The sequence below is a fragment of the Kosmotoga pacifica genome, assembly GCF_001027025.1.
Taxonomy (GTDB): domain Bacteria; phylum Thermotogota; class Thermotogae; order Petrotogales; family Kosmotogaceae; genus Kosmotoga_B; species Kosmotoga_B pacifica.
The window spans coordinates 1,300,047-1,315,141 of sequence record NZ_CP011232.1 but is presented as its reverse complement, the minus strand read 5'-3'; the positions used below and the strand labels follow the sequence as shown (position 1 = coordinate 1,315,141).

Genomic DNA, 15,095 nt, shown 5'->3' with positions numbered 1-15,095 from the left:
TAGAACATGGAGGTGAAGAAATGCTGGATTTTCTCAAATCTGTCCTGCTGGAAACAAAATTCCCCATCTTATTAAAATACCAACGCAGGACAATAAGAGCATTCCGTGTAGAAAACGGTGTACTAAAAGAAGCCTCAATTCGCAATCTTTCGGGCATCAGTATCAGGGTATGGAACAGGGGCATCTGGGGTTTCAGTAGTACTGGCATAATGACGAAAGGTGCCGTTGAAAAAGCGATAAAATCCGCTATGGAAGCTGTAAAAGGATTCGAGGGAAAGTCACAATATCATACTCCCTCTTTCAATCCCGCCAAGGGAGATTTTCGTGTAACAGAAACGGACTCAGTCGCGCTCCATTCAGTCGAGGAGAAAATCGACCTCGTGATGAGAACAGCTGATATCGCAAAAAAGAGTGAGAAAATAGTCTCTTCGCTATCTTTTTACAGTGAGATAGTAGACGAAAAATATTTTCTTTCAAATTACGGCACCGAAGCGAGTTATCACGATGTGAAAGTCGACTTCGGTGTGATGGCCTACGCTAGTGATGGAAACAGAATGGAAATGGGATTCAAAACTACTGGAGCAACAGGTGGCTGGGGAGAGCTTTTCAGAAGAAATGAACCTGATTTTCTCGCCGAAGAGGCCGCCAGAGTCGCGATAGAAAAACTTGGTTGCAATGTTCCAGAAGGTGGTATATATACCGTCATCCTTCATCCCTCACTCGTTGGAGTTCTGGCTCACGAAGCCATAGGTCATACTGTCGAAGCCGATCTGGTAATCAGCGGCTCAGCTGCTAAAGGAAAAATAGGGGAAAAAGTGGCCAGCGAATTGGTTACTCTCGTTGATGACCCTGATCCTGAAATAGAAAAAGGGGCCTCAGGTATACTCCTGGTGGACGATGAGGGGAATCTTCCACAAAAAGTCAAAATTATCGAAAACGGTGTGATGAAATCCTACCTCCATGATTCCGAAACTGCGGGCATGTTCAGTGTGAGTCCCACAGGTAACGCGAGGGCTTTCAATTACTCCGATGAGCCAATCATAAGAATGAGAAACACATACATAGCACCTGGCGAGCAAACTCTTGATGAGATGATTTCAGCTACCAGAAAGGGATTTTATCTCAAAGAGCTCGGCGGCGGTGGTCAAGCCGATGCAAATGCTGAGTTTATGTTTGGAGTGCAAGAAGCCTATAGGATAGAAAACGGAAAGTTGAAAGAACCTGTGAAAGGTATCACGATTTCAGGACAGGCTTTCGATGTGCTACGGTCGGTGGACATGGTTGGAAATGATTTTCAGTTTGCCCTTGGTTCCGGCTATTGCGGAAAACACCAGCCTGCAAAGGTAGACGCCGGTGGACCGCACATAAGGTGCAAAGTGAAGATTGGAGGGAAGAAAGCATGAGTGAAATTCCTGAAAAAATCTTGAATAAGATAAAGGCCAGGAGTCGTGCGCAGGCAGAAGTCTATTATCTCCATTCAAAAAGAGCTCGCATATTTTATGAGAAGGACGAACTCAAAACCCTGCATGAAGATATAAAAGAGGGAGTTGGTATTAGAGTCATAGACAGTGGAAGGATTGGCTTTGCATCATCTAATGTACTGGAAGACAGGGTTTTAGACCAGAGCATAGATGAAGCCCTTACTATTGCTCATAAATCCAAAGCCAATCCCGGAAATGTTCTTCCTCTACCACAAACATATTCAGAGGTCAAAGGGCTTTATTCAAAGGCTTTTGAAAGTTATAACCTTCCTCACCTTCTCGAAAAAGCCCGTTTCTTCTTTGAAATGGCAAAGGGTTTTGACCCCAGGATAAAGGTTGATTCAGCCAGCCTTGAATTGAGGATAAATAGAACAGAAGTCGCTAACACCAATGGATTGAGAGGGAGTAAGGAAAAGACCATATTGAGTTTCGTCATAATGGGTATGGCCGTTGACGGTGACGATATTTCTTCCTTCGATTACAAGTTCGGTCTGACAAACAATGAAGACAACCTTGATGCTTTGCTGGAACATACCGCAAAAGAATTTGCAAAAACCATCGTGGAATCCCTGGGAGCAAAGACTGTAACATCCTTTAAAGGATTAGCATTACTGAGCCCTCAGGTCGTTCATTCGTTAATCGTAGAGCCCCTCACCCAACTGGTAAGTGGTGAGAATATCCTCGAAAAGCGCAGTCCCTTCAAAGATAAGCTGGGAGAAAAAATAGCTGTCAACGGTCTCACCATATATGATGCTCCTTTAACAAACGACTCACCCTACGCGGATCCTTTCGACAGAGAAGGAGTTGCCACCAGGTACGTGAGTATCATCAAGGATGGGGTCTTAAAGGGGTTTATTCACAATTCTTACACAGCAACTCTTCTGGGAACCGAACCCACAGGAAATGCCGCTGGTAGTTTTTCAAATCTACCCGGTATAGGTTTTCACAATGTACATATTGAAGGTTTCCATGATTTAGAAGAAATAGTGAACAACATAGACAAAGGTATCTACATCAATCGATTCAGTGGTAATGCGAACTCCGTGAATGGTCTCTTCTCTGGAACAGTGAAAGGTGGTTGGTATTACGAAAAAGGAAGGAAGGTGCATTCGATTACAGATACAATGATGACGGGAAACGTCTTCGAGCTGTTGAAAAGCATCGTTGCAATTTCTCGTGAAACGCAACAAACACCAGTTGGAGAACTGCCATATATCCTGGTCGATGGGATTTCATTCACCGGAAAATAATGAGGAGAGCCATTAGGCCCTCCTCATGTTTTCTTAATTTCTTTTATGATTTCTTCCACTATATCAGATTCCATCTTTTCCTTCGAATACCACTTCAACTGCACAAAAAGACTGATAATAAAAATGACCACCAGTGAGAGGATCAAAGCAACAGGTCCTGATAACTGGGTTGAAGGAACATACCTTGCCACGACAAGTCCTAAAAGAAAACTACCTATCAGAGAGGTCAATATTATTACGAGTTGGCTCTCCATTCTCACTATGAACAGGGCGATGATGATCCCAGCGGCAAAGAAGTAAGGATCGAGAATGTTCAGGTTACTCCCTATGCCAAGGCTGGAGAGTAAGTATACACAGAGAAACATCGTCGCTATCATGGCAATAATGAACAAAAAAATCTTTTTTGCTTTGACAGCGAGCATTGGAAGAAGCACCGCAATCAATAAACCCAGCTCAACACCATAAAGCGTACTACCCATCGAGTCCCCCCATTTAAAACCAATATAATAACCAGCTAATGCCCAGACAGCTGTATAGAGAATAATAAAGATCTTTCGTCCAAGGAATGCAAAGAGTAACCCGACGAGTGCGAGTACTACCATTACTCCGGGGCTGAGGCTTTCAAAGGAATCGATGAAGCTCCTGAGACTCTCGATGTCGGCACTTTTCAGCCACGAAACAAGACCCTCAAGGATATCCGCGAATTCCTGAAAAACGCTAAGCACACATATCCCCCCCTTTTTAAAGGATCAAGGTATCGCACACCAATATTTTACACGGTTTCCAGGATAGTTTTGCCTTTCTTATACCAGGAATGTTCAGATCCTGCTGCAGGTTAATAAATTCACAGTCCGATGCTGCTATTCTTGCTGTGTCTCTCCTAACTATCGCATAGAGCCCCTCAAACTCCTTTGAAAGATCAGCTTTCTCGACCATAACAACAAAAATTCCCTTTCTAAGATAAGTGCCTATGGAGAATCCTCGAACAACACCATCAACGAAAGATATAATGCCTTTCACAGGTAATTTGTCCATAAGGCAAAAGAGTCTCGCTATGGATTCTCGTTCCCGCAACAGATTTTCGTCATTATCGCAGCCTTTCTGTTTGCACCACTCTTTGAAAAAGGCTAAAACGGCATCTCTGTCTTTTGCTTTGAGAAGCCGGCTACTATACGTGGGATGGGCCTTAAGAAACTTATTCACTCTGTTTTTCTTTTTGTGTAATTTCCTGCCTGATAAAGTCCTCAAGTCCTTTGCACGATAAATGTATTCCCACTGTCCTCTTACTTCGATTCTTTCAAAATCTATTCCATTACTCTTAAGCAAATAAATGAATTCCGTATCACTATCCCTTACTCTGAGAGGCTCCCCGAATTCTTCAAAAAAGTACGTTCTGAGTCTTTCTACACATGTTTTAAGTTTTTCCTTGGGCACAAGCGGTGGAAAAATCGCTGGCCTTTGCCCCGCAGGAAAACTCAAAACCACCATCGTATCCCCTTCAAAGGTGACCCTGGCGCCGTGGAAGTGACCATATGCAAGGAGATTCACAAAGGCAAGTTTGGAATTTTCTACGTTATATCTATCCAGATAATACTGGAATCTTTCGAAAAGTTCGGGCCTTACTGGCTCAAATTTGATACTATCACCTCCGTCTAATTATAACGTCATCGGGAAATCAACGATAATCAAACGTATGATTCACGGATAATTTGCAACCATTTAGTAAATTGTTAATGAGTATATCCGTCATTAAAAGCTTAAATGGTAAAATAACTCTGGTTGATTATGATGCAGAATGACTGTCGGCGCAGGCTGAGACACCTCGCAAAAACCTTGGATTATACTTCCGCTTATAGCTTAAGAAGCGAGCTGAGGGATATTTTTTTAAATCGGGAAAACCACAAGGGTTGTCTTCCTCTCGCGATTGCCCTTGATATTTTTATGTCAAGGAGTTTTGACAAGCAACCTGTTTCAGAACAACTGAGTGTTTCATATACCCCCGAAGAAGTGCTACAGGGAATCTTCGAATTGACAAGATATTACAGCATAAAAAACATGGGAATGCACGCTTATATGGTGGCAGCCCTCGGTTCCGACTTCATAAAAAGACACCAGGTGCCCCAGGCTATGGAAATTACAATGAAATACCTGAAGATGATGACAGCGTTTGAACTTGGCTTTTCGGACGAAGTCATCAAATATTACAAAGAACTGCTTTCTTTTGAGGATGCTGTTCCTGGAGAAATTCGATCGGAATACTACAACGCCCTTGGATTGATCTCTGCTCAATTTCCCGGTGATGATATGGCTCTATACTTCTACAAAAAAGCATTAGAATTGACGGATGAGAACGTCGTCCAAGATGTTATAAAGTTGAACATCGCGGATTATTATTACGGAAGAGAAAGGTATAACCTTTCTATAAAAATACTGGAGAATGTCAAACTAATTGACTGGCCTTCTATTAATGGATATTTAAATACCTTAAAGTTAAAGGTATTTCTCCAAATCCAGGACTTTGAAAACGCGAAAAAAGCAGTAAAAAAATTAGAGAACCTCAATAAATATAAAGATTCTTGGGTCGGAAACTGGAGATCATATATTTTTTTAGGACACTTCTATTCAAGAATCAACAAAACTGAAAAAACTGAATATTACCTGAATAAACTAAAAGATTTTGAAGATTTCAAATTCAATTCCTATCTACAGGGTGAGGCTTTAATTCTGGAAGCTGCTCTTGAACTCTCCAAAAAGAACAACATAGAAGGGCTCAAAAAGATAATTCAAGCCTTCCAGCTCTTGAGCGCTTACAAGACCGTGTCCCCTCACCTCCGCGGTATGATAAAGAATCTTTTCGACAGCGTCGTCAGCATATTTTCACAGTTGATAGCTGAAATCCGATCCAAAGACCCCTACACCGCGTCACATACACTCAGAGTATCGAGCATAGCCTATCGGATGGGAGAGAAACTGAACTTATCAAGGACACAGCTCTTCTACCTTGCAGTTGGTGCCATGCTTCACGACTATGGAAAGACAATAATCCCTTCTAATATATTGAACAAGCCCGACAGGTTAAATTTGGAAGAGTACAAAATCATCAAAATGCATCCTGATTACGGGGCCTCTAAACTCGAAAAGATGAAATTCCCTCAAGAAATTGTAAATGTGGTTCTTTACCACCACGAAAGAGGTGATGGCACTGGCTATCCGAAGGGGCTTGAACTGTACCACATCCCACTCCTGGCCCAAATCGTTGCTGTAGCAGATGTGTTCGATGCCTTGACTACCGATAGACCTTATAGGAAAGCGCTTTCAACTGAAGAAGCCCTCGCCTATATTATCGAGCAAAATGAGAAGCTCGCCAGTAAAGATGTCATACGCGCCTTTTCAGAATGTTTGAGAGAGGGAATTCACCAGCCTGACGAAGCAGACTTTAGTGATATCTGGTCAGAAATTTTGAATACATTTTTATCACACCAAAAAAATAGGGGCTAAGCCCCTATATTTATCATAGAAACTAATATTTCTTCAGCTAAGTAGGGTCGAATTCTTCCTCTTCGTCAGGTATCTGCCACATTCCGGGTCCCATCATCAACATTCTCATTACCCCCTTTTCCAGATTTTTTATGTATAACTCAAAGATAGATTCCAATAATAGGTCGTTCGATATAATTGTTAGTATTTTTCTTTCTCTGAGTACTTTAGTATATCTCATTCGTTTGACAGTTAAATTCTACAATTTAAGAGCAATAAATTCAAAAAAGGATTATCAGGGAATATTCAGAAGAAAATAGAATATAAATCAATGTAATCTAAAAAAATAAAAAGAACTAACCGATAATAGGATTTATTAGCGTTTTCTTTGAAATCCTCTTGATTTGAAATCCATTAATATATCATACGTTTGAACTGCCAAATCGAATAAAAAAACGGGCGAAATTTACATATTTTCGCCCGTTTTTCTTTCTAATTTATATCATTTTAGCCATGAAACAAAAAAATCGGTTGTACTCTTTATCAATTGATCAACTTCTGAACGATTATTGAAGGTGTGACCCGCACCTTCTATGGTGATCAGTTCGTAACCTCTTTCCATAGCGACCATCTCACTGTGAGAAAAGGGAACAGCTTCGTCTGAAGTGCCATGGATAATCCTCACAGGTCCCATGTATCTCTTCAGGTACTCGTAGCTGTTTTCCTGCACCACACTTTTATAAAATTTCTCACTTATATAAAGTCCTCCAATATCCAAAAGACCCCTTTTATCAAAATCTTTATTCATTTTTTCGCGTTGAAAGACAAAAATTTCTTTGTTCAGTATCGCCGGAGCCCAAAGACACACAGCGCAAGGGATTTCAGGGTGCTTTCCACTGAACATCGCCGTTATGACTCCACCCATACTGAACCCCAAAAAGCCTATCCTGCCTTTTGCTACATATGGTAGAGACAACACGTAGTTATAAATACGTTCAAGATCTGCTAACTCAGTGTCCAGCGTCATTTCTTCAAATTCGCCATCGCTATTCCCTGAACCGAAGAAATCGAATCTTACGCTTACGATACCATTTTCACAAAGGGCATCCGCTGCCCTTCTAAAGATAAAATGTGGCTCAAGATGGCTGCCAGTAAAGCCATGAGAAAATATTACCAGGGGAAATTTTCCCTCTCCTTCCGGTTTTTGAATAATTCCGAAGAGCCTTTTCCCCTCTTCGCCAATGAAAAACGGTATTTTTTCCACCATCATCCCTCCTGGAAAAAGTATAACAAAAAGGGCGGGAAATCCCGCCCCGTCATATCTCAGCACTAAATCATTCAGTTATTCAATACCAGCATATTCTCTTAGCGTATCGAGAAAGATAGGAGAGAAAATGAACCTTCCAATTCTTTCAAACGCGCGTTTTCTTATTTCTGGCAGTTGCTGTTTGAGATTTGCCTTCGCTTCTTTGAATCTTGCCTCCATGTTTTTGATCGCTTCTGCTCTTTCTTCAGGACTCATATTCCTTAACCTCTGCTTCATTGCCTCAGGGATTCTGTCCATGAGCTCTTCAGGGGTCTTTCTGAAATGTTCGATTTTCTCTTTGAGCACCTCCGGCCTGACTCCCATTCTCTGAAGCCTCTCGTTGAACTCTCTTTGCAATATCTTCTCCAACTTTTCTGCTTGTGCTACAGTAATGTTCTCTTTGAAAAGGAGCTCAACTGATTCTCTTATCTTCACAAAGTTTTTCTCAAGCTCCTTAAGTCGAGCGTTTATTCTTTCAATCTGCTCCCTATCACCATCGATAAGGGCCCTTTTAAACTCTTCGAGGAAATTTACCCTCTTTTCCATGAGCTCCTCAATGGTTCCCCTTATATCCTCAAGGCCCTCATAGAGTTTTGCAGCCTGTTCTTTGGTGAGACCTATCTCTCTAAACACTCTGAGGATCTTGATGGACATCTCCAGCTTAACCACATCAGGATTTGGAGCTCTTTCGACAAAGGGCGAAGCAGCTAAAACAGCGGTTACGGAGAGCAAAATGATCATAAAAAACGCAAATGCTTTCCTCACAAAAATCCCTCCTCCTTTAAAGTTGTACACTCTTTCGACATCTTCGACGGAGAAAGGTTGAGTTTCTAATAATTTTCTAATAATCACTCTTCTTTTTTTCGGCTTTTCTTAATTTTATGCCCATGATAAGTCAGAATGGAGGTATCTGAAACTATAACAGGTGTGCCACTCATAGAAACGAGAATAAATTTTTCACTGTCGAGGGATTCTATAGTACTCATAGAAGTCCTCAAACCGATGATGGCGTTTGCGCCGAATATTGCTGCCTGAACTTTCAGGTCCTCAAGCAAAGAAAGCTTTAACATATCGAGTTCGTAGGTGAGTGAAATAACATTGGCTATTTTACCCGCGCTTTTAGATATCTTTATGGATTTGGTGTCAAGCCTTAAGATCGCTTCAGCGGACACTGCTTGGAAATATCTCTCGATGTCAACAGGAAGTGTGTCCACAGAAAGTGCTATGATATCAGGCACACCAAATTCGGACAGTCCCAAACGATTCTTACTCTTCTCGATTTTACTCGCGCATTCAAGACAGTAGTTTTTTCCATCGATCTTTATAATCCGGCTTTTTGGAAATGGCTTTCCACACGAAGAACAAACTTTTAGCATTTTCAGGCCTCCCCACAAACACTTAGCATGAAACAAGCAGCAGATAATTACCCAATATTACAGTAAAAGAAAGATCCTCTATGCAATTACATCCACTTTCATTTTAACAAAAAAACTCAAAAGAACACAGTCAGCGCGAGACCGACAATACCACTACCGAGGATTACCCAGATAGGGGAGAGCTTCTTAAAGAAAAGCAGAAATAAAAAGGCGCCAATGAAAATAAGCAAAGAGAGGATATCTGTTATCGAGGAACTTCCTATACGACAAGTGGCGACCAGGATGAGAACCAAAGCCGTTCCTTTGAGTGCTCCAATAAGACGCGTCTCATCCACCAGTTTCGAAATAAGTTTTAATGTTTTTAATAGCACAAATACCCACAGAATACTTGGGAGTATAAAACCAGTAGTGGCCAACAACGCACCTGTGAATCCATGCAATCTATAACCAATAAAGGTCGATGCATTGAGTCCAATTGGTCCCGGTGTCATTTGGGCAATTGAAAGAAAATCTAAAAATTCCTCCTGGGTGAACCAATGGTGTATCTGCACAACTTCATCCTGTATCAACCCAATAGCACCATACCCGCCCCCAAAGGCGATAAAACCTATTCTAAGAAAAGCCAGAAAAACTTCAATCATTTTTCTCACCTTGAATCACATAAACAACAACGGTCGTTATCAGCACAGTCCAGAACAACGATATTTTGAGAACTAAAACAAATAGCGTTATGATGAGCAGAGATACCAATACTTTCATTTTCTTGAACTTACTAAGTATCAACAGGTAAGATAGATAAACCAATATGGCAGTAACCCCGGCTCTTATTCCATAAAGAAACCCAGAAAAGGCATCTACGCTTATAATGTTTTTAAATAGGGAGGCTATCATTATCATGATTATAAATGGCGGGATTACAACTCCGAAGAGTGCAGTTATAGCTCCGGAAATTCCCGCGATTTTACTACCGAGAATGAGGGCAAGATTTACAGCGATAGCGCCAGGCACACTTTGAGCTCTAGCCACTGCCTCGAGAAACTCGCTTTCGGTGACAATTGCGTGTCTTTTTACCACATATTCTCTTATAACAGGTATCATGGCATAGCCACCGCCAATTGTAACGGCGCTTATGCTGGCAAAAATCGAAAACACTTTCAATAGTTTTCCAGTCGCTTTCATACCCATACAGATAGATTTTACTACAGAGTGGTAAAATAAACTCAGGAGGTGGGGATATGGAAAATAGGCTGAGATGGGGGGCAAAAGTCATATCAGCAGATGGTAAAAACCTTGGAAGACTCACTAGAGTGGTATTCCATCCTTCTACGAATGAGGTTACTCATATCGTTGTCGAAAAAGGTGTATTTAATAGAAGGGCAAAACTGGTTCCCATTGGTTCAGTCCAGTTTGCCGCTTCAGACGAGATAAGGCTCAAGATTGAAGCTTCGCAGATCAATGAACTCCAGGACTTTGAAGAGACTTATTTCTTACCAGGTGAGACTCTCGAAGGAGAGGTAAAACCCCTCTATTGGCTAAGACCTGTAGGAGACTATCCGGAAATCTATCCCTTGCCACCTCTGGCTGTCAGTTATAATCTCAGCGAAGGTTCTCAGGCAATCGAATCTGGAGTTCAAATACTTTCTATTGAAGAACATGAAATCGGAAGATTACGAAGTGTTCTACTTGACGAACTGGGGCATATAACCCATTTCATTGCAGAGATTAAAGTTGGAGGAAAGACTTACCTCAAACTTATCCCGATAGATTGGGTTAGTCAGATTGAGGAGTCATTTCTGAAGGTTTCCGCTTCAGAAACAATGCTGGAAAAATTGCCTGATAAGTATGATTGACAGATACCTCGTCTATTACCTTGCAGTGATGGTTCTGGTTTTTACATTGAATTCTATGGCTCGGGAATACAGTATCTTGGCACTTTTCCCGATATGCATAATTTTTGTGTACTTCTTGGGTAACGGCAAATTTCTCCCAAAAATTCTTAGAAAAAGAATAGAAATCTTCCTGAACGGAGGTTATCTCTTTAATGATATTGATGCGGCTGTGTCCCGACTCGAAAAGAACGAAAAACTTGAACTAAACGAGTTGAAGGAAAATATTGAAAGCATAAAAAAAAGGCTTCTCTCCATCGCTAAAGTCCAAAGAAAGTTGTTCTTATTTTCTCTTATACTGGCTCCCATCTTTCCCATACTGGGTACATATGCATCTATGGAATTCGAAGGGATGAAGAAAATTCTACTACTGGTTTCTGGTTATGGAGGCATGTTTGCGGTTATATTTTTCTCTATAGCCGGGATAAACGCGTTTTTCAAACAAATCAAACAAATTGCCGATAGGATAGATAGCGTAAAGAAAGATTGAGAGGATGATACTGTGGCGATAGTATTCGCAAAGAAATTGTGCAAGGTTTACAATTCTGGAGAAGTCAAAGTTGAAGCACTTAAAGACATAGATCTTGAAATTGAAGAAGGAGAGATTCTTGCGATAATAGGGCCTTCAGGTTGCGGGAAGAGCACTCTATTAAACTGCCTTTCAGGAATAGATGATCCCACCTCAGGAGAAGTAATAGTAAGTGGTAAGCCATTGCATAAAATGGATGACAACCTGAAGACTCGCTTTAGAGCGGCAAACATGGGCTTCGTTTTTCAGTTCTACAACCTCATTCCGGTCCTAACAGCAGTAGAAAACATTGAGCTTCCCCTGTTAACACTGGGATATTCTTTGAAAGAAGCGAGAGAGAGAGCCCTCGAAATGCTGGAAAAACTGAGAATTCATGGACGCGATAATTATTTACCTTCTCAACTGAGTGGAGGGGAAAGACAACGTGTAGCCATTGGGCGCGCCCTCGTTCATAGACCAAAGATCGTCTGGGCTGATGAGCCCACCGGTGCTTTGGATACAGAATCAAGTGAGGAGCTGATGAAACTCATTGTGGAACTCAATGAAAAATACAATCAGACCTTTGTCATCGTTACTCATGACGAAAGGGTAGCTGCTTATACCAATAGAATTGTGCGAATGGATAGCGGCAGAATCCTCTCTATGGAAACACCGGGAGCGCGGTTTAAGTGATAAAAATTTTGGTTTATTCCGTTGTCGCTCTTATTCTCTGGCTTTTGTTCACTATGTTCAGAAATCCTGTGATGTTGAAGATGAGCTTTAGAAACGCTTTTCGGAGAAAAGCGGAAACACTCCTTGTAGTCCTCGGCTCGCTAATAGGAACAGCCCTTATAGTGGGCTCTATGGCGATGAACGATTCTTTCCAGAAGTTCCTTTATTCCCGGGTAGAATATTCTTACGGTGAAATCGATGAGATACTCCGACCCGCTGACGATAAACCGTATTTCGAGTCCAAGGAACTGAAAGAACATATTCTCAAATTAGTGGAATCCGATCTGATAGATGGAGTTGTTCCTATAATATCGAAGAATGTAACTGTAGGTATTCCTGGCGAAACCAGAAAGTTAAACCCAGAAAAGACATTAGATGCATTACTGGTTGGGGCTGATTTTGAGGAACTCCAATCCTTCGGAAGCGGAGATAACGAGATCTTTGCGAAGGTTCATATGAAAAATGGTGATATCGTCGGTGCTGTTGTCAACAAAAATCTTGCCCAGGCGCTTGGGATCAAAGAAGGCGACCTATTAGAAATTTTGCCGGACCCGAGTTATCGTTTGTTGACGTGGAAGAAACTGCCCATCGTGAAGATAATCAGTATAGTGGATGGTAAGGGACTCGTTAACTATTCTGGAGGGGAAATGACTCCTTCCGCAGGTACTCTGTTTCTGGATGCCAGCGCTGCCAGAAAAGTACTTGGTGTCAATGTTCCTGAAGCGTTCAGTGAGGTTCTTGTTTCAAACAAAGGAGATTATCTTGAAGGAGAGACGCTGACAGAAAAGGTCGCTGAGCTCATAAAATCGAATTCAGGAAATTTTTTCGAAATTGAAAACGTTAAAAGCGATGCCATTTCGAGAGCTTCTCAAGGGAATGTTGGCCTTATTTTTCTTGCATTGAGTCTTTTTGCCATTGTTGCTGGTGTTTTCTTGCTTATCAACATTTACATCATGTTAGCAGAAGAGAGAAAGGTGGAACTCGGTACACTCAGGGCCATCGGTTTCAAAAAAAGCGAGGTTTCAAAAGTTATAATTTTCGAAGGCTTTTTTTATTCGCTTTTTGCTGCTCTGGCAGGCATACCCACTGGCCTGCTGATAACGAAATTCATACTCACGAGGTTTGTGAATCTTGTGAACAACATCTCAACTCTCGTATCTTCTGTTGGATCAAGGCTCAATACAAGCACTTTTGAAACTACTTTTAATTTCTACGTTAAGCCTTCTACATTGGTTTACGGTTTCCTTCTGGGAATGTTGATACCCATGCTTGTAACACTCTACGCTGGAAGGAAAATTTCTAAGATGAACATAGTCAGAGCCGTAAGAAACATGCCTGAGGAGTTCGATAGTGGTACCAGAAGCTTCAAAGTACTGATATTTGTTGCTGCGATCTTCTCCACAGTGGTATCATATCTCAGTTATCGTTCACAGAATGCAACCCTTTTTGTCCTTGGCATTGTGTTTGTACTCTTTACGGTGTCTCTCGCTATGCCAGTCAAAAGAAAGCGAATCCTTGTTTCTCTATTCAGTATCGGTACACTTATCTTTGTTTTCTGGAGTAATTCGATCGACTTTGTGAGTAAAGCGAGTTCCGATTCAATAAGCCTGATAGCAGTCAAAGGATTTTCCATTTTACTGGCAGTTATGCTACTTGGGACCTACAACCTCAAATTTTTTGAGTGGCTATTGCTTAAACTCTTCAAACATAGCGGCAAAAATGCCCCCACGTTGAAGATCTCGATCGCTTTTCCTTCAAGAAACAGACTTACCACTGCCCTTACAATAGCGATGTATGCTATCGTTGTTTACATCATTACGATAATCTCTATCATTCCCTATACGCAGGAAAGACACTTATTAGAAAGCAGAAATCTCTTTCTCTATGGCTACGATGTCTATGCATCTTCCCTGTCTGGCAACACCACACTATCGGCAACGGAACTCATAAGTGTCGAAGGGATATCCGCGGCCTCAAAGATACTTGTGGGAAGGGTTAGAATTCGAACGGAATCTGGTAAAGAAAAAAACGTCAATATTTACCTTCTAGATGATGGATTTGCAAAAGGGAGCTCTTTCTCCATAAAGAAACTCGAGACGTTTGATGATCTGAAGGGAGCAAAATCAAATATAGCGATTTTATGGGAATATATTATGTCTCATGCTAACGTTGCGGTGATATCCGGAAGTGTTCTAAATGACATCGCACCGGGTGATAAGTTAGAAATTCTCAGTTTATCATCAAGCCGACTGTTCACAGGCTATCAGATGAGAGGCGAATTTGAAAGGAACTGGATTAAACTCGAAAAGCCCATGAATGTTTCCATAGCCGGCGTTATCCCCGAAGACACGCTTTCAGTATTCAACGGCATTTTCCTCTATTACAAGAACCTGCCCGCTGAGATAAGGAAACAGATAGATAGCGCGATGTTTTTTGTAAAACTCAATGGGAGTGACTACGAAGAAAAAAAGAGAAACTACGATCGGTTCAGTTCCTTTGCAGCCCTATCAGGTATGATATCCATTTTCGTTGATGACGTCCTCAACATCATAACTAGCTCTATAAAAGGAATTGTTGAGATTTTCAGGTCATTTCTGTATTTTGGAATGTTCGTGGGAATAGTCGGCACTGCCATTACCATGTTCAAAGCTTTTTACAGGCGGAAGAGGATTATAGGCATCCTCAAGGCTATAGGGTTTACACAAAACATGGTTTTCAGTTCCTTCTGGGTTGAAGCAAGTTTTTCAGTGATTCTTGGCCTTTTGATGGGTTTCATAACAGGTACGCTTACAACTTACGAAATGTTCACTTCACCGGCTATGGAGGGTATGAGCATCTACATTCCTTGGTCACAGTTGTTCATAATGGGTTTGAGTTTTTATATTATCTCACTGCTATCAACGCTTATACCCAGCTACCTCGCATCAAGGCTCCCTCCAGCTGAAGCAATTCGATATTTTGAGTGAATACCGAAATTCCATGTGCAAATCATCGCATTTTAGTACCTTTTAAGCTTGATAGTGGGCGGATTTTAAAAGAGGCACCAAAACCTGACGGCACTATTTTCACTACGAAAGCC

Annotated in this window: 15 protein-coding genes; 7 read left to right on the top strand and 8 right to left on the bottom strand. The window is 41.4% G+C overall.

What is annotated here, in order from left to right; translation table 11 throughout:
- Positions 1-20 precede the first annotated feature (20 nt).
- Both IX53_RS06110 and IX53_RS06105 read left to right on the top strand, forming a co-directional pair.
- A complete protein-coding gene (locus IX53_RS06110) occupies positions 21-1,403 on the top strand; it encodes a TldD/PmbA family protein (RefSeq protein ID WP_047754597.1) in 1,383 nt (460 codons plus the stop codon).
- Positions 1,400-2,731 carry a TldD/PmbA family protein gene (locus tag IX53_RS06105; protein WP_047754596.1) on the top strand — a complete coding sequence of 444 codons (1,332 nt, stop codon included), beginning with the start codon at positions 1,400-1,402 and terminating at the stop codon, positions 2,729-2,731. Before IX53_RS06110 ends, IX53_RS06105 begins: the two co-directional genes overlap by 4 nt.
- 23 nt (positions 2,732-2,754) lie before the next feature.
- On the opposite strand, the gene IX53_RS06100 is transcribed toward IX53_RS06105, so the two are convergent.
- Entirely contained in the window at positions 2,755-3,456 is a 702-nt protein-coding gene (locus IX53_RS06100) for a hypothetical protein (RefSeq protein ID WP_047754595.1), read from the bottom strand.
- Between the two features lie 16 nt (positions 3,457-3,472).
- Positions 3,473-4,318: a DUF2156 domain-containing protein gene (locus IX53_RS06095; RefSeq protein WP_273229568.1), complete on the bottom strand. Its 846-nt coding sequence runs from the start codon at positions 4,316-4,318 to the stop codon at positions 3,473-3,475.
- A gap of 354 nt (positions 4,319-4,672) precedes the next feature.
- On the opposite strand from IX53_RS06095, the gene IX53_RS06090 reads away from it, so the two are divergent.
- Positions 4,673-6,229: an HD domain-containing phosphohydrolase gene (locus IX53_RS06090; RefSeq protein WP_169746200.1), complete on the top strand. Its 1,557-nt coding sequence runs from the start codon at positions 4,673-4,675 to the stop codon at positions 6,227-6,229.
- 37 nt (positions 6,230-6,266) lie between these two features.
- Here IX53_RS06090 and IX53_RS10910 read toward each other — a convergent pair whose 3' ends face one another.
- The 6 genes from IX53_RS10910 to IX53_RS06065 form a co-directional block, all read right to left on the bottom strand.
- A complete protein-coding gene (locus IX53_RS10910) occupies positions 6,267-6,449 on the bottom strand; it encodes a hypothetical protein (RefSeq protein WP_156173121.1) in 183 nt (60 codons plus the stop codon).
- 261 nt (positions 6,450-6,710) lie between these two features.
- Entirely contained in the window at positions 6,711-7,472 is a 762-nt protein-coding gene (locus IX53_RS06085; protein ID WP_053001215.1) for an alpha/beta hydrolase family protein, read from the bottom strand.
- Between the two features lie 78 nt (positions 7,473-7,550).
- Positions 7,551-8,279 carry a coiled-coil domain-containing protein gene (locus IX53_RS06080; protein ID WP_047754591.1) on the bottom strand — a complete coding sequence of 243 codons (729 nt, stop codon included), beginning with the start codon at positions 8,277-8,279 and terminating at the stop codon, positions 7,551-7,553.
- An 83-nt stretch (positions 8,280-8,362) separates the two neighbouring features.
- Positions 8,363-8,890: a TraR/DksA C4-type zinc finger protein gene (locus tag IX53_RS06075; protein WP_047754590.1), complete on the bottom strand. Its 528-nt coding sequence runs from the start codon at positions 8,888-8,890 to the stop codon at positions 8,363-8,365.
- Positions 8,891-9,006: 116 nt separating this feature from the next.
- Positions 9,007-9,531 (bottom strand): chromate transporter, encoded by a 525-nt coding sequence (locus tag IX53_RS06070; protein ID WP_047754589.1) that lies wholly within the window; start codon positions 9,529-9,531, stop codon positions 9,007-9,009.
- Positions 9,524-10,069 carry a chromate transporter gene (locus IX53_RS06065; protein WP_047755494.1) on the bottom strand — a complete coding sequence of 182 codons (546 nt, stop codon included), beginning with the start codon at positions 10,067-10,069 and terminating at the stop codon, positions 9,524-9,526. The genes IX53_RS06070 and IX53_RS06065 overlap by 8 nt, the downstream gene beginning before the upstream one ends.
- Before the next feature lie 56 nt (positions 10,070-10,125).
- Between IX53_RS06065 and IX53_RS06060 the strand changes: the two genes are divergently transcribed.
- From IX53_RS06060 to IX53_RS06045, 4 genes are read left to right on the top strand one after another with little or no spacing between them, the layout of a single operon-like run.
- On the top strand, positions 10,126-10,740 hold the full coding sequence (locus tag IX53_RS06060) for a PRC-barrel domain-containing protein (RefSeq protein WP_047754588.1): 615 nt from the start codon (positions 10,126-10,128) through the stop codon (positions 10,738-10,740).
- Entirely contained in the window at positions 10,733-11,266 is a 534-nt protein-coding gene (locus IX53_RS06055; protein ID WP_047754587.1) for a hypothetical protein, read from the top strand. The genes IX53_RS06060 and IX53_RS06055 overlap by 8 nt, the downstream gene beginning before the upstream one ends.
- 12 nt (positions 11,267-11,278) lie before the next feature.
- Entirely contained in the window at positions 11,279-11,977 is a 699-nt protein-coding gene (locus tag IX53_RS06050) for an ABC transporter ATP-binding protein (RefSeq protein WP_047754586.1), read from the top strand.
- Positions 11,974-14,982 (top strand): ABC transporter permease, encoded by a 3,009-nt coding sequence (locus tag IX53_RS06045; RefSeq protein ID WP_053001213.1) that lies wholly within the window; start codon positions 11,974-11,976, stop codon positions 14,980-14,982. Before IX53_RS06050 ends, IX53_RS06045 begins: the two co-directional genes overlap by 4 nt.
- Positions 14,983-15,095 lie beyond the last annotated feature (113 nt).

Bases quoted from the DNA above. Each gene is read 5' to 3' on its own strand.
- IX53_RS06110 (WP_047754597.1), top strand. From the start codon at position 21: ATGCTGGATTTTCTCAAATCTGTCCTGCTGGAAACAAAATTCCCCATC.
- IX53_RS06105 (WP_047754596.1), top strand. From the start codon at position 1,400: ATGAGTGAAATTCCTGAAAAAATCTTGAATAAGATAAAGGCCAGGAGT.
- IX53_RS06090 (WP_169746200.1), top strand. From the start codon at position 4,673: ATGTCAAGGAGTTTTGACAAGCAACCTGTTTCAGAACAACTGAGTGTT.
- IX53_RS10910 (WP_156173121.1), bottom strand. From the start codon at position 6,449: ATGAGATATACTAAAGTACTCAGAGAAAGAAAAATACTAACAATTATA.
- IX53_RS06075 (WP_047754590.1), bottom strand. From the start codon at position 8,890: ATGCTAAAAGTTTGTTCTTCGTGTGGAAAGCCATTTCCAAAAAGCCGG.
- IX53_RS06070 (WP_047754589.1), bottom strand. From the start codon at position 9,531: ATGATTGAAGTTTTTCTGGCTTTTCTTAGAATAGGTTTTATCGCCTTT.
- IX53_RS06065 (WP_047755494.1), bottom strand. From the start codon at position 10,069: ATGAAAGCGACTGGAAAACTATTGAAAGTGTTTTCGATTTTTGCCAGC.
- IX53_RS06060 (WP_047754588.1), top strand. From the start codon at position 10,126: ATGGAAAATAGGCTGAGATGGGGGGCAAAAGTCATATCAGCAGATGGT.
- IX53_RS06055 (WP_047754587.1), top strand. From the start codon at position 10,733: ATGATTGACAGATACCTCGTCTATTACCTTGCAGTGATGGTTCTGGTT.